Source organism: Amycolatopsis sp. CA-128772, from assembly GCF_002904295.1.
Classification (GTDB): Bacteria; Actinomycetota; Actinomycetes; order Mycobacteriales; family Pseudonocardiaceae; genus Amycolatopsis.
Genome location: NZ_PPHG01000080.1, coordinates 72,282 through 97,605, shown reverse-complemented (window position 1 = coordinate 97,605; position 25,324 = coordinate 72,282). Strand labels below are relative to the sequence as shown.

General features: G+C 74.4%; 15 protein-coding genes. 6 read left to right on the top strand and 9 right to left on the bottom strand.

Annotated elements, in window-relative coordinates:
- Window positions 1-120: 120 nt before the first annotated feature.
- Both C2L59_RS33105 and C2L59_RS33100 read left to right on the top strand, forming a co-directional pair.
- Window positions 121-798 (top strand): TetR/AcrR family transcriptional regulator, encoded by a 678-nt coding sequence (locus C2L59_RS33105; protein WP_103353473.1) that lies wholly within the window; start codon window positions 121-123, stop codon window positions 796-798.
- A gap of 176 nt (window positions 799-974) precedes the next feature.
- Window positions 975-1,634, top strand: coding sequence for a cutinase family protein (locus C2L59_RS33100; RefSeq protein ID WP_199199368.1), 660 nt, complete (start codon window positions 975-977; stop codon window positions 1,632-1,634).
- Window positions 1,635-1,680: 46 nt separating this feature from the next.
- On the opposite strand, the gene C2L59_RS33095 is transcribed toward C2L59_RS33100, so the two are convergent.
- The 7 genes from C2L59_RS33095 to C2L59_RS33065 form a co-directional block, all read right to left on the bottom strand.
- Complete coding sequence (locus C2L59_RS33095) at window positions 1,681-2,889, bottom strand: lipase family protein (RefSeq protein ID WP_233223811.1); 1,209 nt, start codon at window positions 2,887-2,889, stop codon at window positions 1,681-1,683.
- Window positions 2,890-2,918: 29 nt separating this feature from the next.
- Entirely contained in the window at window positions 2,919-3,893 is a 975-nt protein-coding gene (locus tag C2L59_RS33090) for an alpha/beta hydrolase family protein (protein WP_103353472.1), read from the bottom strand.
- A 9-nt stretch (window positions 3,894-3,902) separates the two neighbouring features.
- Window positions 3,903-5,480, bottom strand: a complete 1,578-nt coding sequence (locus C2L59_RS33085; RefSeq protein WP_103353471.1) for an acyl-CoA carboxylase subunit beta — start codon at window positions 5,478-5,480, stop codon at window positions 3,903-3,905.
- Entirely contained in the window at window positions 5,480-11,827 is a 6,348-nt protein-coding gene (locus C2L59_RS33080; protein WP_103353470.1) for a type I polyketide synthase, read from the bottom strand. The genes C2L59_RS33085 and C2L59_RS33080 overlap by 1 nt, the downstream gene beginning before the upstream one ends.
- Complete coding sequence (locus C2L59_RS33075) at window positions 11,824-13,563, bottom strand: fatty acyl-AMP ligase (protein WP_103353469.1); 1,740 nt, start codon at window positions 13,561-13,563, stop codon at window positions 11,824-11,826. The genes C2L59_RS33080 and C2L59_RS33075 overlap by 4 nt, the downstream gene beginning before the upstream one ends.
- 92 nt (window positions 13,564-13,655) lie before the next feature.
- Window positions 13,656-15,041, bottom strand: a complete 1,386-nt coding sequence (locus C2L59_RS33070; RefSeq protein ID WP_103353468.1) for an MFS transporter — start codon at window positions 15,039-15,041, stop codon at window positions 13,656-13,658.
- A complete protein-coding gene (locus C2L59_RS33065; RefSeq protein ID WP_103353467.1) occupies window positions 15,038-17,032 on the bottom strand; it encodes an MMPL family transporter in 1,995 nt (664 codons plus the stop codon). The genes C2L59_RS33070 and C2L59_RS33065 overlap by 4 nt, the downstream gene beginning before the upstream one ends.
- A 283-nt stretch (window positions 17,033-17,315) precedes the next feature.
- Between C2L59_RS33065 and C2L59_RS33060 the strand changes: the two genes are divergently transcribed.
- The 3 genes from C2L59_RS33060 (at window position 17,316) to C2L59_RS33050 (ending at window position 20,463) form a co-directional block, all read left to right on the top strand.
- On the top strand, window positions 17,316-18,557 hold the full coding sequence (locus C2L59_RS33060; protein WP_103353466.1) for a helix-turn-helix domain-containing protein: 1,242 nt from the start codon (window positions 17,316-17,318) through the stop codon (window positions 18,555-18,557).
- A 70-nt stretch (window positions 18,558-18,627) separates the two neighbouring features.
- Window positions 18,628-19,719, top strand: a complete 1,092-nt coding sequence (locus C2L59_RS33055) for an aldose epimerase family protein (protein WP_103353465.1) — start codon at window positions 18,628-18,630, stop codon at window positions 19,717-19,719.
- A gap of 24 nt (window positions 19,720-19,743) precedes the next feature.
- Window positions 19,744-20,463: a transporter substrate-binding domain-containing protein gene (locus C2L59_RS33050; protein WP_103353464.1), complete on the top strand. Its 720-nt coding sequence runs from the start codon at window positions 19,744-19,746 to the stop codon at window positions 20,461-20,463.
- A 6-nt stretch (window positions 20,464-20,469) separates the two neighbouring features.
- Here the strand turns inward: C2L59_RS33050 and C2L59_RS33045 are convergent, their stop codons facing one another.
- Entirely contained in the window at window positions 20,470-20,979 is a 510-nt protein-coding gene (locus tag C2L59_RS33045; protein WP_103353463.1) for a DinB family protein, read from the bottom strand.
- Between the two features lie 55 nt (window positions 20,980-21,034).
- Window positions 21,035-21,988 carry a TIGR03557 family F420-dependent LLM class oxidoreductase gene (locus C2L59_RS33040; RefSeq protein WP_103353462.1) on the bottom strand — a complete coding sequence of 318 codons (954 nt, stop codon included), beginning with the start codon at window positions 21,986-21,988 and terminating at the stop codon, window positions 21,035-21,037.
- Window positions 21,989-22,103: 115 nt separating this feature from the next.
- Here C2L59_RS33040 and C2L59_RS33035 point away from each other — a divergent pair, with 115 nt between their 5' ends.
- Entirely contained in the window at window positions 22,104-25,295 is a 3,192-nt protein-coding gene (locus C2L59_RS33035) for a hypothetical protein (RefSeq protein ID WP_103353461.1), read from the top strand.
- The last annotated feature ends 29 nt before the right edge of the window (window positions 25,296-25,324 follow it).

Below are 25,324 nucleotides of genomic sequence, written 5' to 3'. Positions count from 1 at the left end.
GGCGATCGCAACTCTTTCGGGGGTCCGGGTGGCGGAGCCCCCGGCCCGGGGCGAAGCCCCGGATATCACCGAGCGTGCTTTACCTGACAGTAAAGCGGGGAGACCGTACAGTACACCGCCATGAGCCGGCCCAGCCCTCCTGATCGATCCAGCACGCGGCGCAGCCCGGCCGCCCGGCCCACCGACGACGAACTGCTCGACGCCGCCCGCGCGGTCTTCGCCGAACGGGGGTACGCGCAGGCCACGATGGGGCTGATCGCGGACCGCGCCGATTCCACCAAGCCGACGCTCTACGCCCATTTCGGCGACAAAGCGGCGCTTTTCCGCGCCACCGTCAGCCGGGAAGTCGCCGCCGTGCGCGACTGGGTGTTCAAGGAGTACGAAACGGCGAACGCGCGCCCGCTGGAAGAGCGCGTCCGGCTGTCGGTGATGGCGATGTTCGGCTACGCCGGCGCCCACCCGGAAAGTTTCCGGCTGCTGTTCGACTCCGCCGTCGACGAGATGTCGAACGAGCGCCGCGCACTGGCCGACAGCATCGCCGCGCTCGTGCTCGGCCGGATCCGGGAACACCTGACTTCGCACGGCCGCCCGGTCGGCCCGAGCGCGGACCTCCTCGCCGCGATGATGGTCGGCCTCGTCGGGCGGGCCGCGATGCACGTCTCCCACTCCCCCGGGCTCGACCCGCTCGCGGCGGGCGAACTGGCCACCGGGTTCGTGATGGCCGCGCTGCGCGGCCTGGACCCCGCGCTGCTGGACCACGTCGACCGCCCGCAGCCCGCCGGGCAGTGCGCCACCTGAGCGTCCACTCCGGACCTTTTGTCACCGGCTGAACAATTCCCGGCGTGCGCAGGAATCACCTCTTGCCGGGGCCGGCACGCGCTGCGACGCTGCATTCACCGCAAGCGCCGCCCCCCTTTCCGGCTCAACGGAAAGCGCTTGCCGACCCCTTTCCCCACAACGAGGTGTGATCAGCCATGATTCGCGTTCCCCAGAACCGCCTGCTTTCCGCGGCCGCCGCGGTCGGCTTCGCCGTCGCCGGCCTCACCGTCGCGGCCGCGCCGGCGGCGTCGGCCGCGCCCTGCACCGACATCGACGTGGCGGTGGCCCGCGGCACCGGCGAACCCGGCACGCTGGGCCTCATCGTCGGCGATCCGGTCTTCCAGGCCGTGCAGAACCGGCTGCGCCCGCGGTCGGTGAGCAGCTACCGCGTCGACTACCCGGCCGACCTCGGCGAGCCCGCGTCGGTGCAGCGCGGCAACACCGACCTGGTCGGCCACGTGCGGTCGCAGGCCGCGGCCTGCCCGCAGCAGCGGTTCGTCCTGGCCGGCTACTCCCAGGGCGCCAACGTCGTCGACAACTCGATCGGCATCAGCAGCGACGGCGCGGTCGTCGGCGGCCCGATCGTCGCCACCATCCCGGCGGACCTGGCGCCCCGGATCGCCGCCATCGTGTTGTTCGGCAACCCGATCCGGGCGATCGGCCGCCAGGTGACCGGCACCTACGCCGGCCGCACCAAGGACTACTGCGCCCTCGGCGACCCGATCTGCCAGGCGGGTGGACTCAACATCCTGGCCCACCTCAGCTACGGCAACCAGGCCGGTGACGCCGCGGCCTTCGTCGCGAGCAAGGTCTGAACCCCCGTGAAGGCCACCCCGGAACCCCCGGGGTGGCCTTCACGGTTCAGCAGTTCGAGGGCGCGGTTTCGCCGTTGAACCGCTTCCCGATCCACCGGTGCGCGTCGGCGTTGCCGGCCAGGATCCCGCTGGCGTGCTCGGCGACGTAGGTGGTCCACTGCTCCCGCACCCCGGCCGCGCAGTACGCCCGGTGCAGCGTTTCCGCCTGCGGGGTGTTGACGATCTCGTCGGTGTTCGCGTGGTACTGGAAGACCGGCACCCGCGGCGGGTGGGCGCCCAGCTTGTTCTGCGCCAGCCGGGCCTGCCACTGCGGCGTGCCCAGCGGGTTGGTCGTCGTGTAGTCGCCGATCTTCTTGAACGAGTAGTTCAGCAGCAGTTCCGCGGTGCACGCGTTCTTCTTCGCGTCCGACAGCTGCTGACGGCCGGTGTCGTTGAGGAACGAGTCGAGCTTCAGGTCCGGGTACGCGGCGTCGAGCCCGACCGCGGCGAAGGCCAGGAACCCGAAGCCGACGTAGCCGTCGAGGCCCTTGGCGACCTCGGTCAGGTCGGCCGGGACGCCGCCCGCGACGACGCCGACGACGTTCAGCTCCGGCGCGTAGGCGGGTTGTTTCTCCCCGGCCCACATCGAGCCGCCGCCGCCCTGGGAGTAGCCCTGGAAGATCACCTTCGCGCTCTTGGAAAGCTTCGCGGACGGCAAGCCCTGGGCCGCCCGCACCGAGTCGATCACCGCGGGTCCCATGGACTGCCCGGTGATGTAGGTCGGCACGGTCGCCGGCGAATAGCCCTCGTAGTCGGTCACCGCGACGGCGTAGCCGCTGGAGAGCGAGTCGTTGATGGCGGGCTGGTCGTAGAGCGTGCCGCGTTCCATAGCCTTGGACGCCGTGCACTTGAACGCCGGGCCCTGCGTGCCGACGGCGTAGCCGATGATCGGCGCCTTGGCCGGGTCGACGCCCTTCGGCACGAGGACGGTCCCGGTCACCGCGTCCCGGTTGCCGAGCGCGTTCGTCGACAGGTACATGACCTGCCAGGCGTCGGCGTTGAGCGCGTTCAGCAGCGGCACCACGGGCCGCCACCGGATGACCGCACCCGGGTTCCCGGCCGGCAGCGGCGACGGCGGGGTGTAGAAGGAGTCGTCGAACGGTCCGGGCAGCAGGGGCGCCGCACCGGCGGGCTGGCTCGCGGCCGCCACCCCCAGCGCCACCAGGCAGCAGGTCAGGAGCGCCGAAACCACGGCGCGGACACGGACGTGCTTCACCACAACCTCCATCGGGGAAAGGGATCCGCTCAGGCCGGGAGGCCGAGCGCGCCGGCCAGGACCGGCCAGGACTGGTGCAGGGCCCGCTGCCAGTACGGCCAGCTGTGCGTGCCGGGCCCGTAGTAGTCGACGGTCGCCGGGATGCCGGCCGCCCGCAGCCGGTCGGTGAAGCTGCGGGAGGACAGCAGCGCCGACGGCTCCAGGACGTCGGCCTGCCCCGGCGGGTCCAGCGGCCCGGTCCGCCCGTCACCGCAGGAGATGTAGAGCGCGGTGCCGCGCAGCGCCTCGACGTGGTCGTAGGGGTTGCTCGCCGACCAGATCGGCTGCATCCCGAACGAATCGCCCCAGAGGTTTAGGTAGTTGAAGATGCCGGCCCGGGCCAGGATGCCGATGATCCACACCGGGATCCCCGGGTACAGCGTGTTGGGCACACCGCTGTAGGACGCGGCCGCGCCGTACAGGCCAGGGTGCTTGAACGCGTACGCCATGGCGCCGTACCCGCCGATCGACAGCCCGGCGATCGCCCGCCGCGTCCCGCCGCGGTACCCGCGTTCGATGAGCTGGCGCACCTCGGCGGTGTGGAAGGTGTCCCAGTCGGGGGTGTTCTTCAGGCCGAAGTTCCACCACTTCGTGTACATCCCCGCCGGACCGTCCGTCGGCATCACGACCAGCGCGTCCTTGGCCGCGGTGAACGCCTTCACGTCGGTGAACTGGTCCCACGAGCGGTAGTCGACCGGCTCGCAGCAGCCGTGCAGCAGGTACAGCACGGGCCAGGTCCGGGTGGGCTGCGCGGCCCAGCCGGCCGGCACGATCACCCGGACCATCCCGGTGGTACCCAGTGCGGGCGAGCTGATCTGCAGGTCGGCGGTCCGGGCGTCCAGCCAGGTTTCCTGGACGACCTTCGCGCCGTCGTCGGCCACGGCCGGGCTCGCCTGGGCGGGCGTCACGCCGGCCCCGGTGGCCAGCAGGACGACGGACAGCGCCAGCAGGGCGATCCGCTTCATGGGGGCTCCTCAGAGGGGGATGTTTCCGTGTTTGCGGGACGGCAGGGTCTGCCGTTTGGTGCGCAGGGTCCGCAGGGCCCGCGCCACCTGGAGGCGGGTCTGCGACGGCGTGACGACCTGGTCGACGTACCCGCGTTCGGCGGCCAGGTACGGGCCGCCGTGGCGCTTGCGGTACTCCTCGGTGAGCCGGCGGCGGGTCGCCTCCTGCTCCTCGGGCGCCAAGGCGGCCAGCTCGCGCCGGTACAGCACGCGCACCGCCCCTTCGGCGCCCATCACCGCGATTTCCGCGGTGGGCCAGGCCATCGAGACGTCCGCGCCGAGGTGCTTGGAGCCCATCACCGCGTAGCCGCCGCCGTAGGCCTTGCGCACGACCACGGTCACCTTCGGCACCGTCGCTTCGGAATAGGCGTAGATCAGCTTGGCGCCGCGGCGGATGATGCCGCCGCGTTCCTGGTCGCGGCCCGGCAGGTAGCCGGGGACGTCGGCGAGGGTGAGCAGCGGGATGCCGAAGGCGTCGCAGAAGCGCACGAACCGCGCGGCCTTCTCCGAGGCGTCGATGTCGAGCACGCCGGCCTGGTGCCGCGGCTGGTTCGCCACGATGCCGACCGAGCGGCCCTGGATCCGGCCGAACGCGCAGATCATGTTGGGCGCGAAGGCACTGTGCACTTCGGTGAACTCGCCGTCGTCGACCAGCCGGACGATCAGCTCGGCCATGTCGTAGGTCTGGTTCGGCGAATCGGGCACCAGCTGGTCGAGCTCGAGGTCGGCGGGGGTGAGCACGGGACTGGTGTCGTCGGCGTACTCGGGCCCGGCGTCGAGGTTGTTCGAGGGCAGGTAGCCGAGCAGCGTCTGCACCCACTCGACGGCGTCCTCTTCGCCGGCGGCCCGGTGGTGGGCGTTGCCGGCGATCTCGCTCTGCACCGCCGCGCCGCCGAGTTCCTGTGCGGTGACGCGTTCGCCGGTGACGGCGTGCACGACGTCCGGGCCGGTGACGAACATGTGCGACGTACTGTCGACCATCACGGTGAAGTCGGTGATCGCCGGCGCGTAGACGGCCCCGCCGGCGCACGGGCCCATGATCATCGAGATCTGCGGGATGACGCCGGAGGCGTGGGAGTTGCGGCGGCCGAGCTCGGCGTAGTACGCCAGCGAGACGACCCCCTCCTGGATCCGGGCGCCGCCGGAGTCGTTGATCCCGACGACCGGGCAGCCGATCGTCATGGCCAGGTCCATCAGCTTGAGGACCTTCTCGCCGGAGGCCTCGCCCAGGCTGCCGCCGAAGACGCTGAAGTCCTGGGAGAACACGCAGACCTGCCGCCCGTCGACGGTGCCGTGGCCGGTGACGACGCCGTCGCCCCACGGGCGGTTGGCGTCCATCCCGAACTCGGCGCAGCGGTGCCGCGCGAACTGGTCGAGCTCCACGAAGGACCCCGCGTCCAGCAGCAGGCCGATCCGCTCGCGCGCGGTCAGCTTGCCCCGGGCGTGCTGCCGGTCGACGGCCCGCTTTTCGGCGATCCGCACGGCTTCGTCCTGCCGCGCGGCGAGGTCGGCGATCCGGAACGCGGTGGTCGGGGTCAGCTCGTCCATCACCGCACCACCGCCCCGAGCCGCTCGGCCAGCATTTCGACGTGCGGTGGGTCGATCATCGACACGTGGTCGCCCGGGACGCGCACGACTTCGAGCGCGCCGCAGTACTCGTCCCAGCCGAGGGTGTCGTCGGTGCGCAGGTACCGCGGGTCCAGCGCGGTGGTGAGCGGATGCGGTTCCCGGGCCCGCAGCAGCACCACGCGCCCGTCGTAGCGCGCCGGGTGGTAGCGCTCGGCGACCCGGGCGTCCACATAGGACTCGTACTGGTGCCGCAGCACACCGGCGCCCATGTCCGGCACGAGTTCGGTCAAGGTGGCGAAGACCCAGTGGATCTGGGCGTCCTCGTCCAGGTCCGCCAGCTCGGCCCGCGGCACCGCGAACGGCACCCCGTACGTGCGCGTGATGTGCTCGGCGAACCGGTCGAACCGGTCCAGCAGCAGCTCCTCCGCCGGTTTCCCCGGCGCGGGCAGCGGCAGGATGGTGTCGATCAGGAAGACGAGCTCGGCGCCACCCAGGCAGCGCGCGGTCTCGTAGGCGAGGCAGCCGCCGAACGACCAGCCGCCCAGCCGGTACCGGCCGCGGGGCTGGATCTCCCGGACCAGCCCGGCGTACCGGGCCGCCTTGCCCTCGACGGTGTCCTCGTCGTCGAGGCGCTCGAACCCGTACACCGGCGGCCCTTCCGGGAGCAGCCGGACGAGCTCGCGGTACACGCTCGCCGTCCCGCCCGCCGGGTGGAACAGGAAGACCGGCTCGCCGACGCCGTCACGCAGCAGGCGCACCGGGCCACCGCCGTGCCCTTCGAGCTCCGCGCGCAGCAGGTCGGCCATCGCGGCGATGGTGGGGGTCGCGAACAGCCGGTCGTCCCCGGGGACCGCGGTGAGCTCGCCGGCGAACGCGGCCCGCAGCAGCCGGGCGCGCCCATCGTCGCCGCCGGCGGCGAAGAAGTCCTCGTGCACACCCGGTTCCGGACCGTCCAGCACGGCCCGCCAGTGCCGGGCGACCCAGCGTTCGGCGGGGTCCCGCGGCCCGGTGACGACCGGCGCGACCGGCGCGGCGGGCCCGAAACCGGCCTGCTCGGCGAGGTGCCCGGCGAGTTCCGCCAGGCTGGCCCCGCGCAGGAGCAGCGGGATCGGCAGCGGCAGGCCGAAGTCGCGTTCCACCGCGCCCCGGGCCCGCATCGCCGAGAGGGAATCCAGCCCGAGCCGGGTGAGCGGGACGCTCCGGTCGACCGTTTCCAGGCCCAGCAGGTCACCGACGAGCCCGGCCAGGTGGTCGGCGATCGCGGCGCGGGCCGCGTCGGGCGAGCCGCCGCGCAGGGCGGCCACCCCGTCCCAGGTGGACTGGGTGGCGGCCGGCGAGAAGAGCGTGAAGAACGGCCGCTCTCCCAACCGCGGGAACAGTTCCAGCACGGTCCCGGAGTCCACGCGGGCGACGCCGGTCGCCGCGCGGTCGCGCGCCAGCGCGAAGTCCAAAGCGGACAGTGCCTCCCCGGTGCCGAGCGGGTCGAGCACCGGGTTGGCCGAACCGGCCGCGGCCCCGGTCTCACCCCAGGCACCCCAGCCGATCGTCGCCGCGGGCAGGCCCTGCGCCCGGCGCCACGCGACCAGCGCGTCGGCCCACGCGTTCGCGGTGGCGTACGCGGCCTGGCCCGGCGACCCGAACAGCGCGGCCGCCGAGGAGTACACCAGCCACCAGTCGAGGTCGTGCCCGGCGGTGGCCTCGTGCAGCCGCCAGGCGCCCAGCGCCTTCGGCCGCCAGACGGCGTCGAGCGCATCGGCGTCGAGGCTGATCGCGGCGCCGTCGGCCAGGACACCGGCGGCGTGCAGCACCCCGCGCAGCGGCACGCCCCCTTCGACGGCCACCGCGACCAGGGTTTCGGCCGTGCCCGGCGCGGCGATGTCGCCGGGCACCACGCGGACGTCGGCTTCCAGGTCGCCGAGCCCGGGGTCGGCGGCGTGCCGGCTGTTGAGCACCAGCCGCGTCGCGCCCCGGGCGGCCAGCCAGCGCGCGGCGGCCAGGCCGAGGCCGCCGAGGCCGCCGGTGATGACGTAGGCGCCTTCGCGGACCGGCTCCCGCACCGGGTCGCCGAGGTCCGGGCGAGCCAGGCGGCGCGCGTAGCGGACGGGCCCGCGCCAGGCGACTTCGTCGTCCGGCCCGTCCGCGCGGACCTCGTCCCGCACGCGGTCCGCACCGCCGTCGACCTGGCTCACCCGGAGTTCGGGGTGCTCGAAGGCCAGCACGCGCACCAGCCCGCGCAGCGCGGCCAGGCCCGGATCGCCGCGCTCGCCCGGCTCGACGCTCTGCGCGTTCTCGCCGGCCAGCCACAACCGCGGCACCACCGGCAGTTCGGCCAGCTCGGCGACGACCCCGGTCACCGTTTCGACCAGCCGCGCGCCGCGTTCCGGGTCCGGCGCGGCCGCGGCGCCGAGCAGGGCGAGCACCGCCGTCGGTTCCCCGTCGCGCAGCAGTTTCGCGAGCTCGGCGCGGTCGCCGAGGCGGGCGGTCCGGACGTCGTCGCCCGCGAACTCGCGGCTCACGTCGTCGTCGGACAGCACGATCCAGCGGTGCGCCCGCTCCGGCGCGGCCGGCAGCCCGGCCGGCTGCCAGGTGGCCTCGAACAGCAGCCGGGCCGTCGCCGCGTCGCGGTACCGGCGGCAGTAGACGTCGCGGAACTCGGCGAGGACGACGTCGCCGGCGTCGACGAGCTGGACGCTGCCGAGCACGCCGTCGCCGGACTCTCGCAGGACGGCGTCCACCCGCACCCCGCGGCGCGGGTCACCGGCGACCACCACCTCGCCGACGGTGAGCGGCAGGTAGAGGGCGTCCGCCTCGCCGACGGCCGCGGCCAGCGCGTGCAGGCAGGCGTCGGCGAGGGCGGGGTGCAGCACGTAGGCCGGGTGGTCGGCCTCGGGCCGCGCGATCGACGCCGACGCGCGGCCGGGCGCGGCGCTCACCCGGCGCAGGCGGCGGAAGGCCGGGCCGTAGGACTGGCCCAGGTCGGCCAGGGCCCGGTAGACGTCGACCGGCTCGCCCCGGGTCTCCCCGAACGGCGCCGACGGCGTGCCGCCGGTGCCGAGCCGGGCGGTGGCGTGCCGGACCCACTGGCCGGTGGCGGTCCGCGCGTGCACGCTCAGCTCGGTCCCGCGCAGGGTCGTCGTGACCTCGGTGTGCTCGCCGAGGGGGAGGATTTCCTGCAGTTCGAGGTCGTGGACGTGCCGGCCCGGCCCGGCGGCCAGGGCCAGTTCGAGGAAGCCGGTGGCCGGGAACACCGGGTTCCCGGCGACGGTGTGGTCGGCCAGCCACGGCAGCGCGGCGGTGCCGGCGTCCCCGCGCCACAGGTGCCCGCCGGCCGGGTCCTCGACGTGCACGCCGAGCAGCGGATGCGCCCCGCCGCGGCGGACGGTCCGGCGCGGCCAGAAGCGTTCGTGCCGCCAGACCGGCCCGGGCAGTTCGACCGGCGCTGTCCGCGGCCGGGCGGCGAGCACGCCGGGGAGGCCGAGGACGTGCAGCCGGGCGAGGCTGGTGAGGAACGCGGTCCGCTCGTCGGCCCGGCGGCTGGCCGAGGGCAGGCCGACGGCGCCGGACTGCTCGATCGCGGCGAGGGCGACGGGGTGCGGCGAGATTTCGACGAAGACGGTGTGCCCGTCACCGGCCGCGGCGGCCAGGGCCTGGCTGAACCGCACCGGGCGGCGCAGGTTGGCGGCCCAGTACTCGACGTCGAAGGCGGGCGTCTCGTGTGGATCCTCGAGAACGCTGCTGTAGCAGGGAATCTGCGGCTGGTGTGCGGTGAGCCCGGCGAGGGCGGCCCGGAACCGGCCGAGCACGGGCTCGACGGCGGCGGAGTGCCCGGCCCCGCCGACGGCCAGCCGCCGGGCGAGCCGCCCGAGCCGTTCGGCGTGCGCGACGACGGCGTCCACGCGGTCGGCCGCCCCGCTGATGGTGCACTGGGCGGGCGAGGCGTACACGGCGATGGTGACGCCGGGGAAGGGTTCGAGCTCGGCCGCGGACAGCTCGACGACGGCCATCGCCCCACCACCCCGGGCATCGACTTCGGCGAGCAGCCGCGCCCGGGCGGCCATGACCCGCAGGCCACCGGCGACATCGAGCGCGCCGCCCACCACGGCGGCGGCCACCTCCCCCATCGAGTGCCCGAGCACGGCCGCGGGCACGACCCCGTGCGCCCGCCACAGCGCGGCGAGCGCGAGCTGCACACCGAAGAGGGCGAGCTGGGTGGCGGCGAAATCCGGGAGCTCCTGCTGGAGGGCATCGCGCAGGGAGAACCCGGCCTCGGCCCGGAAGACGGGATCGAGCGCATCGATCTCGGCGCGGAAGGCGGCCTCGGAGTGGAGGAGCCGGCGGCCCATCCCGGCCCACTGCGAGCCATAGCCGGAGAACACGAAGACAACACCGGAACCCGCGCCCGGCTTCGGGCGCCCCGACCGCCCCAATGTGGCGTCGGGTGCGCTGGATGCCCCCAACGCCACATCGGGTGCGCTCGATGCCCCGAACGCCACATTGGGTGCGCCAGATGCACCCAACGCCACATTGGGTGCGCTCGATGCACCGAACGCCACATTGGGGCGGTTGACCCCCGCCGCCAGCTCGCGCAGGGCCTCGACCGCCTCGTCGCGGCCCTCGGCGACCACCGCGCCGCGGACCGGCAGGTGCTCGCGCCGGTGGGCCAGCGTCGACGCCACCGCGGCGAGCGGCACCTCGCTCGCCGCCAGCCAGTCCGCCAGCTCCGCCGCCCTCGCCCGCAGCACCTCACCCGACCGGGCCGAAAGCGCGAACACCTGCGGCCCGCCCGCACCGCCCCGCGCCGGGAACGACGCGGCCGGCCACTCCTCGAGCACGACGTGCGCGTTGGTGCCGCCGAAGCCGAACGCCGACACCCCGGCCCGCGCGGTCCCGGAATACCGCGGCCAGTCCGTTCCGGCCGCGACCACCCGCAACCCCGCGAAGTCGATGTGCGGGTTCGGCTCGCGGAAGTGCAGGCTCGGCGGCAGCCGCCGGTGCGTCATCGCCAGCACCACCTTGAGCAGCCCGGTGATGCCGGCCGCCCCTTCGAGGTGGCCCAGGTTGCTCTTCACCGACCCCAGCAGCAACGGCCGGTCCGGTTCACGGGACCCGAGCACCGTCGCGAGCGCCCCCGCCTCCAGCGGGTCCCCCAGCGGCGTGCCCGTTCCGTGCGCCTCGACGTAGTCCACAGTGGACGGATGGACGCCCGCCGCGGAGTACGCGTCCCGCAGCAGGGCCACCTGGGCGTCCGGGTTCGGGGCCGTCAGGCCGTTGGAGCGGCCGTCGGAATTCACCGCGCTGCCGCGGATCACCGCCAGCACCCGGTCGCCCCGCGCCGCCCGCAGCGGCTTCAGCACGACCACGCCGCAGCCCTCGCCGCGGACGATCCCGTCGGCACCGGCGTCGAACGGCTTGCACCGGCCGTCCGCGGCGAGCACCCCCGCGCGCTGGAACCCCGCCGTGATCCCCGGCGACAGCAGCACGTTCACCCCGGCCACGAGCGCGAGCTCGCTCTCGCCGCGGCGCAGGCTCTGCACCGCCTGGTGCACCGCGACCAGCGACGACGAACACGCGGTGTCGAGCGTCAGGCTGGGCCCGCGCAGATCGAGCAGGTACGAGAGCCGGTTCGCGGCGATGCTCGCCGCCGCGCCCGTGCCGGACCAGACGTCGACGCCCGCGACGTCGGTCATCGTCAGCGAGCCGTACTCGGTGGCCGACAGCCCGACGAACACCCCGGTCCGGCTGCCGCGCAGGCCGGACGGCGGGATCCCGGCGTGCTCCAGCGCCGCCCACGCGACCTCCAGGAGAATCCGCTGCTGCGGGTCCATCGCTTCGGCCTCGCCCGGGGTGATGCCGAAGAACGCCGCGTCGAACCCGGCGACGTCCTCGAGGAACCCGCCGCGCGCGGGCACGCCGGCGAGGTCCTCGGCCGGCGCGAAGGTTTCCCACCGGCCGCCGGGGACGTCGCCGATGCCGTCGCCACCCGCGTCCAGGAAGCGCCAGAACGCTTCCGGGGACTCGATCCCGCCCGGCAGGCGGCAGCCGAGGCCGACGATCGCGATCGGTTCCCCGTCCTCCGGCAGCGGCACGTACGCCGCCGCCGCCGAAGAGTCCACATCGGACAGGTGGGCGGCCAGCGCGGTGATCGTCGGGTACCGCCACACCAGCGTCGGGGCCAGTGGACGGCCGACGAACCGGCCGAGGTCGGCCGCCAGGCTGGTCGCGTCCCGTGAGGACAGCCCGGTTTCGTGCAGCGGCCGGTCCGGGTCGACGTCGCCGATCCGGGCGGTCAGCCAGGCGCGGATCGCCGCCGCGCCGGGCGCGTTCACCCGAGCCGCCGGGACGTGAAGGCACCGTCCAGGTAGGACTTCCGGGAGCGCGCCCGGCTGATCTTGCCGCTGGACGTCCGCGGTACCTCGCCCGGTGGCAGGAAGACGACGTCGTGCAGGCGCAGGCCGTGCCCGGCCGACACCGCCGCCCGCAGCGCCGCCGTCGCCGCGGCGATGTCGGCGTCGGTGTCCTTCGCGCGTTCCAGGACGAGGACCGCGGCTTCGCCGTCCCCGGCGTCGATCGCGAAGGCCGCCGCCGAGTGCGGCCGGACGGCCGGGTGCTCCTCGACGGTCTGCTCGATGTCCTGCGGGTAGTGGTTGCGGCCGTCCACGACGACCAGGTCCTTCAGCCGGCCGGTCACGAACAGCTCGCCGTCGAACACCACGCCGAGGTCGCCGGTCGCCAGCCAGCCCTCCCCGGTCTCCGGGTCGAGGGGTGGCAAACCGAAGGTCGCCGCCGACGCGTCGGCCCGGCTCCAGTAACCGCGGCCGACGTTCGGGCCGCTGACGCGGATTTCGCCGACCTCGCCCGGCGCCGCGGGCTCGCCGGTCACCGGGTCGGCGATCCGCACCCGCTGCCCGGCCGCCTGGCCGCACGAGACGAGCGTCGTCCCCGACCCGGCCGGCACGGCGTACCCCGCCGCGAGCCGGGCCCGGTCGAAGGTGACCTGCCGGGGCGCTTTCCCCGCCGCCGAGACGGAGACCAGCACCGTCGCCTCGGCCAGACCGTACGACGACCGGTGCACCTCCGGCCGCAGCCCGCAGCCGGCGAAGGCCTCGTCGAATCTCGCGATCGTGGCCGGCAGCACCGGTTCGCTGCCGTTGATCAGCGAAACCACCCGGCTGAGCTCCAGGTAGACCTTCTCGTCCTCGGTGACGCGGGAAGCGCAGTAGGCGTAGGCGAAGTTGGGCGCCGCGCTGATCGCGCCGGGACTCGCGGACAGCGCACGCAGCCAGCGCGCGGGCCGTTCGAGGAACGCCAGCGGGTCCATCAGGACCGCCTCCAGCCCGCCGGCCATCGGCGCGCCGATGCCGAGGATCAGCCCCATGTCGTGGAACAGCGGCAGCCAGCTGACCGTCGACGTCGTCCCGCTCTCGGCGCCGTAGGCCGCGCACGCCTGGCGCGCGTTGGCGAGCACGTTGCGGTGGGTCAGCACGACCCCGGCCGGCGAGCGGGTGGACCCCGACGTGTACTGCAGGTAGGCGGGGGCGTCGGGATCGGGCTCGGGCCAGTCGCGGGGTTCGGCGAGGGGCGCCACGGCGTCGACGGCGAGCACGACCGGATCGACCGGTGAACCGGCGAGGAACCCGGTGACCGCCTCGTGCTCCCCGGCCGTGGTCAGCACGACGCGCGGGCCGCAGTCGGCCAGCGCCGCGGCCAGCCGGCCCGCGTGCCCGGGCAGCCCGGGTGCGAACAGCGGCACGGCGACCAGCCCGGCCCGGATCGCGCCGAGGAAGGCGACGACGTAGTCCACGGACTGCGCGGCCAGCACGGCCGCCCGCTCCCCCCGATCGGCCACTTCGGACAGCCGGGCCGCGACGGCGCCGACGCGCTCGTCGAGCTCGCGCCAGGTCAGCGTGACGGCCCGGCCGTCCGCGCCGTCGCGGTGGTCCAGGTGGGTCACGGCGATCCGGTCGCCGAGCCGGCGCGCCCACTGCCCGAGCAGGGTCGCGAACGACTCGCCGGCGGCGGCGGGGGCACCGGTGACGGGAACCGGCTGGGAAATGGTTTCCATGCGTCCTCGCAGAGAGCGTTTACCGGCGCAGTGAATAGCCGCGCCCGTGCGGTTGTCAACGGATCGAACTCGGATACTCATCGGGAAACGGTTCAGGGCACCGTCCGTTTGTCATGCGGCGACGAGAAAACGCCGGGCCGGTCCCGCAACACGCGCGGGGCCAGCAGTGCGCCGGCCAGGGTCAGCCCGGCCGCGGTGAGCAGCCCGGCGGTGTAGCCGCCGGCCAGCGCGGCCCCGGCCGGCGCCCCGGAGGCCAGCCGCGCACCACGCACCGACGTCAGCACCACGCCGATCAGCGCGACCCCCAGGGCGCTCGACAGTTCCCGGGCCGCGGTGAGCAGCCCCGACGCCGTGCCGGCATGCCGCTCCGCCACCACGTCGAGCGCGTGCGAGGTCATCGGGACGGTGCAGGCCGAACCCGCCCCGATCAGCACCAGGCCCGGCACCCGCGGCCACAGCTGCGGGAGGTGGTTCACCGCGGCGAGGGTGAGCAGCCCGGCACCGACCACCGCCAGCCCGGCCGCGACCGTCCGATGTGGACCGGCGCGGGCGACGGCCACGGGCACCAGCGGGGTCGCGGCCACCACCGCGACCGCGACGCCGGCCAGCGGCAGCCCGGCACCGACCGGGCCGAGCCCGAGGAACTCCTGGTGCAGCAACGGCGTGAAGAAGAAGACCCCGGAAATCCCCAGTCCCCACAGCAGCTGTAGCCCGAGCGAGCCCGCGAACACCCGGTTGCCGGTCAGGGCGGCCGGGACCAGCCGCTCCCGCGCCCGCCGTTCCCGGACGACGAACCCGGCGCCGAGCACCGCGCCCGCGGCGAACAGCGGCTGCGCGAACCGGGGTTCGGCCAGCGCGGTGGTGAGCAGCACCAGGCTCGCCGTCACCGCGGCCATCGCGCCGAGCGGCGGCGCGCGGGTGCCGCCGGCCCGGCCGGGCGGCGCGGTCGCGGGCAGCAGCACGAGCATCGCCGCCACGAACGGGAGGTTGACGAAGAAGATCCAGCCCCAGCCGAGGTATTCGCTCAGCGCCCCGCCGAGCGCCGGGCCGAGGGCCAGTGCCGCCGCGAGGCAGGCCGTCCACACCGCCGCGCCGAGCGTCCGGCCCCGCGCGTCGAGGTTCGTGCGCAGCAGGCTCAGCAGGCCCGGCACGAGGAACGCGGCCGCGACGCCCTGCAGCACGCGGGCGGCGACCAGCAGCCACAGCGTCCCGGCGAACCCGCCGGCGGTGGCCCCGGCGCCGAACGCGAGCAGCGCCGCGGTCAGGGTCCGGCGGCGGCCCCAGCGGTCCACCAGCGCGCCCGCGACCAGCAGCAACCCGGCGAACGGCAGCATGTAGCCGAGCGCGATCCACTGCAGCGCCCCGAGATCGAGGGCGAGGTCGCGGCCGATCGACGGCGCGCCCGCCGCGACGATCGTGTTGTCCAGCGTGGTGACGAACGCGCCGAGGGCGAGCACGACCAGCGTCCGCCGCGTCACCGCACGCTCCCCACCGGCTCGCGGACGGCCACCGGCCGCCGTCCCGGGAACCACCAGTTCGCCGCCCCCAGGCGGCTCATCACCGCGGGGACGAGCACGCACCGGACCACGACGGCGTCGAGCAGCACGGCGACCGTCAGCCCGACACCCGCTTCGCGCACCACGCGGGCGTCCACGAAGGCGAACGACACGAACACGAGCGCCATGATCAGCGCGGCCGCGGTGATGGTCCGGCCGGTCGCGGCGACGCCGTCGACGACAGCCGCCCGCGTGTCGCCGTGGCGGCGCCACGCTTCCTGGATGCGGGCGATGAGGAACACCTCGTAGTCCATCGACAACCCGAACAGCCCGGCGAACAAGAAGACCGGCAGGTACGGCTCGATCGGCGCGCCGAAGGCGAACACCACCGCGCCGGTCGTCGCGGCCGCCGTCAGCAGGTTCATCACCGCCGCCGTCAGCGGGATCAGCACGCTGCGGAACACCCAGGCGAGCAGCAGCACCGAAATCCCGACGACCGAGGCGAGGAACAGCGGCAGCCGCTCGGTGATCGCCGACGAGAAGTCGGCGCGGGCCGCGACGACGCCGCCGACGTGCGTGCCCGGCCCGGCGATGACCTCGGCCACCACCCGCGTCGAGGCCAGCAGCGCGCCGGTGGCCGGGTCGTCCGGTGCCGTCCGCGGGATGACCGTGAGCAGCCAGCCGCCGCCGGGCAGCGCGGCGGGCGGCCCCACGTCGGCGCTCGCGAGCAGCGCTTCCCGCAGCATGCCCACCGAGGCGCCGTCGGTTCCCGTGACCAGCAGCGGGGCGTCCGCGCCCGGCCCGAAGCCGGCTTCCAGGAGGGTCGCGGCGGTCCGCGTGACGCTGCCGGGCGGGTCGAGCGCGGCGTCCGGCACGCCGAGCCGCAGGCCCGTCATCGGCAGCGCGAGCACGGCGACGACCAGGAGCGCGGCCAGCGTGTACGGGCCGGGCCGCGCGGTCACCGACCGCGCCATCCGGGCCCAGCGGCCATCGGCGCCGTCCGGGCGCAGGCGCATCCGGCGGGCGGCCGGGCGCAGCAGCGCGGGCAGCAGGGTGAGCGCGGCGAACGCGGTCAGCAGCACCGAAACCGCGGCGGTCACCGCGATCCCGTCGAGGAACGGCAGGCCGACGGTGGCCATCCCGGCCAGCGAGACGCACACGGTGACGCCGGCGAACACGACGCTGCGGCCCGACGTTGCCGCGGCCACGGCCAGCGCCGCCGCCGGCTCGGCGCCTTCCCGGCGGCTCTGCCGGAACCGGGTCAGCACGAACAGCGCGTAGTCGACGCCGACGCCGAGCCCGAGCAGCGCGGCGATCTCGGTGCTGATCTTCGGGACGGTCATTACGTGCGACACCAGCGTCACGGCGGCCAGTGCGCAGCCGACCGGGACCGCCGCGGTGAGGATGGGCAGCAGGACCCCGGTCACCGAGCCGAAGGTCAGCAGCAGCACCAGGGCCGCGGCGAGCAGGCCGATCCCGGCGTTGCCCAGGTCCGGGGCGGCGGCCGTCATCGCGGCCAGTGCGCCGGACGCGCCGGCGGTCAGGCCGGCGGCGCCGCGGACGACAGCGGCGAACGCGTCGGCGGTGTCCTGCCCGAGGTCCGCGGCCGGCGCGTCGAACCGCACGGTGAGCACCGCGGTCCGCCGGTCGGCGGACACCTCGCCGGGCGGCGGCCCGACCGCCACCACGTGCGGCAACGCCGCCAGCCGGGCGGCGAGCGCGTCGAGCCGGGCGCGGCCCGGGCCGCGGTCGACCGGCCCGTCCGGCGCGCGGACGACGACCCGTTCCGCGGCGCCGCCGGCGCCGGCCAGCACGTGGGCCGCCGCGGCGCTGTCCGCGGCGGGCAGGTCCACCGTGTCGCGGAAGGCCGCGCCGGTGTGCAGCGCGGCGGAACCGAGCCCGCCGAGGGCCACCAGCCAGAGCACGACGACCACGCCGGCCCGGCGGAAGCACCAGGAAACGAGCGCCGTCATCGGTGTTCTCCTCCCGCGTGCCCGTTGATCACGCTAACAACGAAAAGGGGCGCGAAGATACCGTCCCGGTTCACAAATCGGATCGCGGAAACCTTTGCCGCGGTGAGTGTTCCGGCCTTTGTCGGGCAGATGACAATTCCCGGTGCGGCCGTTGGTCCGGGCGTGACAGAACCCGCTCCCGGGGCAGGGGTGGCGGTTGCCAATCCCGATCCCGTGTGAGTACATGACGTTCGCGCCGACGGCGGCGCGAACTTCCCACCAGGTGCGGCAAGGGGCGTGTGCCATGACCGGGACGATCACGCAGGCGGCGATCCCGCACCCGCGGGGCACCGGCCGGGCGCGGCAGCTGTGGTGCTCGCTGCCGACGGAACTCGCGCGGCGGTTCCGGCCGCACGCCGACCCGCTCGCCCGGCGGATCCTCGACGAGGTCCAGCGCGCCGTGCCCGAATACGCCAAGCCCCTCGAAGGCGAGTTCGGCAAGATGATCGTGCTGGCGATCGAGCAGGCGGTGCTCAGCTGCATCGACAGCATCGGCGATCCGGTGTCCACACCGGACACCTGGCCGAAGTTGTTCGTGGAGGTGGGAAAGCGCGTGCACCACGACGGCGGCAGCCTCAACTCCCTGCAGGCCGCCTACCGCGCGGGCGGGCGCGCGGCGTGGCGGTACGTGGCCGAACTGGGCCAGGCGCACCGGTTCCCGGCGGCGGTGCTGTGCGTCGGCGCCGAAGCCATTTTCGCCTACGTGGAAGAGATTTCCTCGTACTCGGTCGAGGGGTACACCTTGGCTCAGGCGATGGCGACGGGCACGCTCGAGCGCCGTCGCCGCCGGTTGTTCGAGCTGCTGCTGGCCACCCCGCCGTCGTCCCCGGCGACGCTGGCGACGATGGCCAAGGCGGCGCAGTGGCCCATCCCGGAGCGGGTCGTCGTCGTCGCGCTCGATCCGCGGACCGGGCAGCAGCCGCCGCCGACCCCGCAGGTCGCCGGGGACGTGCTGCTGGACCTCGAAGGTCCCGAACCGTGCCTGCTCACCCCGAACCCGGACCGCGACCTGCGCGGCCTCGAAGGCCGGCTGCCGGGCTGGCGCGCGGCGGTCGGGCCCCGGGTCCGCCCGGCCGACGCGGCGATGTCGCTGCTGTGGGCACGCCGCACGCTGGACCTGGTCCGCCGCGGCCTGGCCGGCGATTACCCGGTCACGCACACGGCCGACCACCTGGCTACGCACTGGCTGCTCGCCGACCGGTTCCTCCTGGACGAGCTGTCGGCGAAAGCGCTCGCCCCGCTCGCGGGCCTGACGGTGAAGCAGCGGACCCGGCTGGCCGAAACGCTGCTGAGCTGGCTGGAGCACAACGGGAACACCCCGGAGATCGCCCAGGCGCTGGGGATCCACCCGCAGACGGTCCGCTACCGGGTGAGCCAGCTGAGCGACCTGTTCGGCGACCGCCTCGGGGACCCGGCGAAACGGCTGGAGATCCAGATGGCGCTGTCCGCACACCGGCTGCTGGGCACCCCCGCCGAGCGCGCTTGACCGCACGGGACACCCGAGCCTAGGGTTTCCCGATGCTGTTAGCGCTAACAGCCGGTTGGAGGAGCTGCCGATGCCCGCACCCGAACTCACCCGGGAGTTCTTCGGCCGCGTCGACGGCACGGACGTCCACCGGTACACGCTGGGCCGTCCCGGCGGGCTGACCGTCCGCGTCCTCGACTACGGCGGCGTCATCCAGTCGCTCGACGCGCCGGACCGCGCCGGCCGGCCGGGCAACGTCGTCCTCGGCTTCGGAGACCTCGCCGGGTACGTCGCCAACAACCGGCCCGGCGCGGACCGGGTCTTCCTCGGCGCGGTGATCGGCCGGTTCGCCAACCGGATCGCCGGCGGCACGTTCACCCTCGACGGCGTCCAGCACCGGGTGCCGCTCAACAACGGCAAGAACGGCCTGCACGGCGGGCCCGCCGGGTTCGACACGCGGGTCTGGGCGGCGGCGGAGGTCCGGGACGCCGACGACGTGGCGCTGCGGCTCACCCTGGTCAGCCCGGACGGCGACCAGGGCTACCCCGGCCGGCTCGACACGGAGGTCACCTACCGCGTCGACGGCCACGACCGGCTGCGCATCACCTACCGCGCGACGACGGACGCACCGACGGTGGTCAACCTGACCAACCACACCTACTGGAACCTGGCCGGCGAAGGCACCGGCGACGTCCACGACCACTGGCTCGAGCTGGCCGCGAGCCGCTACTGCCCCACCGGCGACGACCTCATCCCGGCCGGCGCCCCGGCCCCGGTCGAGGGCACGCCGTTCGACTTCCGCCGGGCGGCCCCGATCGGCGCCCGGCTCGGCGAACCCGACCCCCAGCTGGTCATCGGGCACGGCTACGACCACAACTGGGTGCTCGACGACGGCGCGCCGTTCGCCGCCCGCGCGTGGGACCCGGCGTCCGGCCGGCTGCTCACGGTGCGGACGACCGAGCCCGGCCTGCAGTTCTACTCGGGCAACCACCTCACCGCGGCGCTGACCGGCACCAGCGGCCGCCCCTACCACCGCGGCGCGGGGTTCGCGCTGGAGGCGCAGCACTTCCCGGACTCGCCGAACCGGCCGGACTTCCCCGGCACGGTGCTGCGGCCGGGCGAGGTCTACCACCAGGAAACGGTGTTCGCCCTGGCCACAGCGGACGGCCCACCGGCGGCCTGAGCACGCCCGATACGCTCGGCGATCATGGGAGACCTTTCCGCCGTCGCCGCCGACCTCGCGCCCACGGGGACGCTGCGCGCCGCCGTCAACCTCGGCAACCCGGTCCTCGCCCACGGCACGCCGGAGGAGCCGGGCGGGGTCACCGTCGACCTCGCGCGCGAAGTCGCCGCGCGGCTGGACGTGCCCGTGGCGCTCGTCTGCTTCGACGCGGCCCGGAAGTCGTTCGAGGCGCTGACCTCGGGCGCGGCCGACCTCTGCTTCCTGGCGATCGAGCCGGCCCGCGCGGCCGAGGTGGCGTTCACGGCACCGTACGTCCTCATCGAAGGCGTGTACGTCGTGGCGCAGGATTCATCGTTCGCCTCCCCGGCCGACGTCGACCGGCCGGACGTCCGGGTCGGCGTGAAGCGGGGGTCCGCCTACGACCTCTACCTGACGCGGACCCTGCGGCACGCGGCGATCGTGCGCGGCGAGGACGGCGTCACGGCGTTCGAAGAGCAGGGTCTCGAGGTCGCGGCCGGGATCCGGCAGCCGATGACCGCCTACACCGCCGCCCACCCGGGAACCCGGGTCCTTCCCGGGCGGTTCATGGAGATCCGGCAGGCGGTCGCCACCACGCCCGATCGCCGTCCGGAGACGGTCGCGTTCCTGCACGGCCTGGTCGAGGAGCTGAAGGCGAACGGGTTCGTCGCCGGGTCCCTGCGCCGCGCGAACCAGCCGGACGTCACGGTCGCGCCGCCCGGCTGAGCGGCGTCACCGGCCGGTGACGCCGTCGATCAGCTCGCGGCCGACGTCCAGGTGACCGGCGTGCCGGGCGAAGTTCTGCACCAGGTGGAACAGGACCCACGCGAACGTCGGGTGCTCCTCGGCACCGCCGCGGCGGACCGTGCGGGCGGCCCGGCCGTCCAGCGGCGTCACCGCCGCGAGCCGGGCGCAGTTTTCGCGCTCGGCACGGAAGAAGGCCGTGATGTCGGCGAAGGATTCCGCCGGGGCGACGAACCACTCCTGCGCGGCGGTCCCGGGCCAGGTGAAGTCGACGTCCTCGCCGGCGAACAGGTACCGGATCCAGAACCGTTCGGTGCAGGCGAGGTGCTTGACCATGCCCAGCGGCGTCCACCCCGACGGCAGCACGCTGCGGCGGGTGTCGCGGTCGGAGAGGCCGTCGAGCTTGCGCAGCACGGCGGTGGCGTTGTGGTCGAGGTAGCCCAGCAGCAAGGCGCGCGGATCGGCCAGCGTCGGCGGGGGTTCGGGCGTTGCGACCATGATCGAAAAGCTACTGGGCGCCTGCCCCGCCCGCGCGCCACGCAGGGGTGATCGCTCAGGACAGCCGCGGCAGCACCTGCGTGCGCCAGGCTTCGAAGAACGCGTCCTGGTCCGGCCCGATCTGCTGGACGTACACCTCGTCGAACCCGGCGTCGGCGAACTCCCGGACGGCTTCGACGTGCCGGTCGGCGTCCGGGCCGCACGCGAACTGCTCCCGGACCATGTCCTCGGTCACCAGGCTCGACGCGGCGTCGTAGTCGGCCGGCGTCAGCAGGGTCGAGGGCAGCTTGCCGGGCAGCAGTTCGTTGCGCCAACGCTGGTGCGCCGTCCGGACGCCCTCGGCTTCGGAGCCGGCCCAGCACACCTTCAGCCCGCCCTGCACCGGCCGGTCGCCCCCGCCGCCTTCGCGGTACTTCTGCACCAGGCCGGCGTCCGGCGTGACGGTGCAGAAGCCGTCCCCGGCGCGGGCGGCCAGCTCGGTCGCCTCGGGACCGAACGCGGAGACGTAGATGGGCACGGGCTCGTCCGGCAGCGTGTAGAGCCGGGCGTGGTCGACGGTGTAGTACTGCCCGCGGTGGTTGACCTCCTCGCCGCTGTGCAGCGCCCGGATGACGTCGATGGCCTCCTCGAGCATCTCGAGCCGCACCTGCGGCGGCGGCCACTGCTGCCCGGTGACGTGCTCGTTGAGCGCTTCCCCGGTCCCGACCCCGAGCACGAACCGCCCCTTGCACTGCACGGCGGCGGTGGCCGCCGCCTGCGCGACGAGCGCCGGGTGCATCCGCATGATCGGGCAGGTGACGGCGGTCGAGATCGGCAGGGAGGTGACTTCGCTGAGCGCCCCGATCACCGACCACACGAACGGGCTGTTCCCCTGTTCGTCGAGCCAGGGGTGGAAGTGGTCGGAGATCCACAGCCGTTCGAACCCGGCGGCCTCGGCGAGCCGGGCCTGCCGGACCAGCTCACGCGGGGAGAACTCTTCGGACGACAGGAAGTAACCGACGCTCACCATGCCCTCCGGCTACCACCGGAGCAGCCGCCGAAACCCGCTCGTCACCCGTTCGCGGAGAACGTGACAGTTCCTGGACAACGCGGTCCGGCGTCCCCCGGCCCGGGATGATGGCCGGGTGACCAACTCCGCTTCGGGCCGGTTTTCCGGGCCGGTGCTCCAGGTCGGGACGATCCGGGGTGACCTGCACGTCGGCACGCCCGGTCCCGTGCGCAGCCACTACCTGGACCGCGTCGAGTCACTCGCACCCCCGAGCCTGGTCGATCGCGAGGACGAACTCGCGGAGCTCGCCCGGTTCTGCTCTTCTCCGGACACCGAGGGCGCGTACGCCTGGTGGCAGGCCGACGCCTGGTCGGGGAAATCCGCGCTGCTGACCACATTCGTGCTGAACCCGCCGCCCGGCGTCCGGCTCGTCGCGTTCTTCATCACCTCGAGCCAGCCGGGCCAGAGCGATCGCCGCGCGTTCGTCGACACCGTGCTCGAACAGCTCTGCGCGGTGCACGGCACCCCGCTCCCGCCGTCGACGGATTCGACCCGCGAGGCCCGGTTGCGGGGCCTGCTCGCCGAGGTGGCGCAGGACTGCCGCACGCGCGGGGAGCAGTTCGCCCTCGTCGTGGACGGCCTGGACGAAGACCTCGGCCGGGACGGCAGCCCGGACGCCCACAGCATCGCGGCCCTGCTCCCGGTGCACCCGCCGGCCGGGATGCGCGTGATCGTGTCCGGGCGCAGCAGCCCTCCGCTTCCCACCGACGTCCCCGACCACCACCCCCTGCGCTCGCGGGCGATCATTCGCCCCCTCGCGCCGTCCGCGAAGGCCGGCGCCGTGCGCGATGCGAAAGAACGCGACCTGAAACGCCTCCTCCGCGGGTCTGCGGCCGAGCGGGACCTGCTGGGCCTCCTCACCGCGGCGGCCGGCGGCCTCACGCCGGCGGACCTGGCCGAGCTGACCGGCACCTCGGAGTGGGAGATCGAGGACTGCCTGAGCACCGCGACGGGGCGCAGCTTCGCCCGCCGCCCGCCGGAGCGTCCCGGCTCGGCGGACGTGCTCGTCCTGGCCCACGAACAGCTCTTGGTCACGGCGCGGGCCATGCTGGGCGCGCGACTGGCGGTATACCGGCAGCGCTTGGACGAATGGGCCGGCGAGCACGCGGCCCGGGGGTGGCCACCGGACACGCCGGAGTACCTGGTCCGGGGGTACTTCGCCCTGTTGCTGGCGGACCAGGACCTGCCGCGCATGCTCGCGTGCGCGACCGACCCCCGCCGCCACCGGCTCGCCCTGGTCCGCGTCGGCGGCGACGGTGTCGCGCTGGGCGAGATCCGTTCGACGCAGAACCTGGTCCTGGCCGCGGCGGAGCCGGATCTCGTCGCGCTGGCCCGGCTCGCGGTCCACCGGGTGCACCTGCTCCGGGGCAACAGCCGGGTGCCACCGGGGCTGCCGTCGGGGTGGGCGTTGCTCGGCCGGCTGGACCAGGCGGAGGCCATGATCGACGCGATCCGGCAGCCGTACGACCGCATCCGGGCGCTGATCGCCACCGCGGACGTTTGCGGCACCGAAGGAAACCTCCGCGACGCGGCCCGTTTGCTGGACCGCGCGGAAGAGCTCGCGGCGGCGTTCAACCAGTTCTGGGGCGCCGGCCCGGTCGTCTCGCTCGCTTGGGCCGCCGCGCGGGCCGGCGACCACGACCGGGCCCGTCGCGTGGCCGCGCTCGTCCGGCACCCGGCCGAGCGCGCGGAAACCCTCGCACAGCTGGCCGCCGCAGAGCCACCGGACCGGGCGAACTCGCTCCTGGCCGAGGCCGGACGCCTGCTGGAAGACACCGAGTCGCACGGACGTGCACAGGCGTGGGGTGCGATGGCCGTGGCCGCCACCGGGCTGGATCGGCCGGACGACACCGGGAAATGGCTGGAGAACGCCGAAACCGCGCTGTCGGCGGACCGTCTCGCACGGCGGACCACGTTCCCCGGTCCGGTGGCGGCCGCCGCCGCGAAAGCCGGGGACGACGAGCGCGCGCTGCGCATCCTGAACTCGATGGAGGACGCGGAAAAGCGGGAAGGCTGGCTGCGATCGGTCATCCGGATCACGGCCAGGCGCGACAGCCACCGCGCCGAAGCCATCGCCCGGACGACCGCGGAACCGCTGGTGCTCAGCGTCAGGCTGGCGGAGGTCGCCCGGTCGGCCGGCAACGACGATCCGGCCACGGCGAACCGCCTGACGGACGAAGCACTCGCCATCGCCCAGGCGGAGGCGGAGCCCGTCCGGCGCCGGGAAGCACTGATCGCGATCGCGTCGGCGATCGCGGAGACCGGAGACCCCCAGCAAGCCGTGACGATCACCCGCGAGTACGCCGAACGGGGCCGGGACGCGAACGCGGTCTTCTCCGTGGCGGCCGCTCTCCTGCGCAATCGCAAGCTGGACGAAGGCACCGAAGTCCTCCGGCTGGCCGAGCGGGTGGCCCGGGGGCTCGTCGGCGAGAACGACCAGCGCAGTTCCGTGCTCTGGATCAGGACCATGGCCGACCACGGGGATTTCGACCGGGCGGAACGCCAAGCCGCCCGGTTGCAGGATCCCACCGCGCGGGCATCCGCGTGGGCCGTGATCACCGAAGGCGCGGTGGCGGCGGGTGAGCTCGACCGTGCCGAGAGTGCGTTGTCCCGGGTGGCCGACCCGGCCTTCGAGTGGCGGCCGCGACTGGACCTCATCCGAGCCGCGCTGGCCGCCGGCCTCCCGGAACGCGCGCGAGCCGTCGCGCTGAAGGCGCACCACCCCCGGGACCGCGCGGCCGCGGTGCTGCGGGTGGCCCGGGAGACACGGGACACGGACCTGCTGGACGAGGCCGGGCAGCTCGTCGCGGCCTTCGCCGATCCCCTCGACACGATGAGCGGCTTGCTCCGGATGATCGCGGTCACGGCGGGCTGGGGCGACCGCGCCCGCACCCGGAACCTGATCGGCCGCCTCGAGGCCGTCCCCCAGCCGGTCGAGGAAGACCTCGGGCCCGAATCCGGGCCGGTGGTCAAAAAGGCCCGCCGGGTGCTGGAGTTGTTCTCCACCCGGGTCCGGAGCCTGACCGAGGTCGGCCACGAAGCGTCCGGCGCCGGAACCCTCCTGGGCGAACGCCGCCACAACACGGCCACCTTCGAGGCCCCCGCCCGCTATTTCGGGCGCCGCACCCGTGGCCTGTCCCCCGAGGAGGCGCTGCTCAAGGAGCTGACCGAGGACGACTGGGCCTACGTCGTCGAGGACCTGGTCGACCGCTGCCCGGAGGCCTACCCGGCCATCGTCGCCGAGCTCGACGCCCTGACCGCCGACTGAGCGTCACGCCGCATCGCCCGCGCGTAGCC

Bases quoted from the DNA above. Each gene is read 5' to 3' on its own strand.
- C2L59_RS33055 (WP_103353465.1), top strand. From the start codon at position 18,628: ATGCCCGCACCCGAACTCACCCGGGAGTTCTTCGGCCGCGTCGACGGC.
- C2L59_RS33045 (WP_103353463.1), bottom strand. From the start codon at position 20,979: ATGGTCGCAACGCCCGAACCCCCGCCGACGCTGGCCGATCCGCGCGCC.
- C2L59_RS33100 (WP_199199368.1), top strand. From the start codon at position 975: ATGATTCGCGTTCCCCAGAACCGCCTGCTTTCCGCGGCCGCCGCGGTC.
- C2L59_RS33090 (WP_103353472.1), bottom strand. From the start codon at position 3,893: ATGAAGCGGATCGCCCTGCTGGCGCTGTCCGTCGTCCTGCTGGCCACC.
- C2L59_RS33050 (WP_103353464.1), top strand. From the start codon at position 19,744: ATGGGAGACCTTTCCGCCGTCGCCGCCGACCTCGCGCCCACGGGGACG.
- C2L59_RS33105 (WP_103353473.1), top strand. From the start codon at position 121: ATGAGCCGGCCCAGCCCTCCTGATCGATCCAGCACGCGGCGCAGCCCG.
- C2L59_RS33060 (WP_103353466.1), top strand. From the start codon at position 17,316: ATGACCGGGACGATCACGCAGGCGGCGATCCCGCACCCGCGGGGCACC.
- C2L59_RS33040 (WP_103353462.1), bottom strand. From the start codon at position 21,988: ATGGTGAGCGTCGGTTACTTCCTGTCGTCCGAAGAGTTCTCCCCGCGT.
- C2L59_RS33075 (WP_103353469.1), bottom strand. From the start codon at position 13,563: ATGGAAACCATTTCCCAGCCGGTTCCCGTCACCGGTGCCCCCGCCGCC.
- C2L59_RS33085 (WP_103353471.1), bottom strand. From the start codon at position 5,480: ATGGACGAGCTGACCCCGACCACCGCGTTCCGGATCGCCGACCTCGCC.
- C2L59_RS33065 (WP_103353467.1), bottom strand. From the start codon at position 17,032: ATGACGGCGCTCGTTTCCTGGTGCTTCCGCCGGGCCGGCGTGGTCGTC.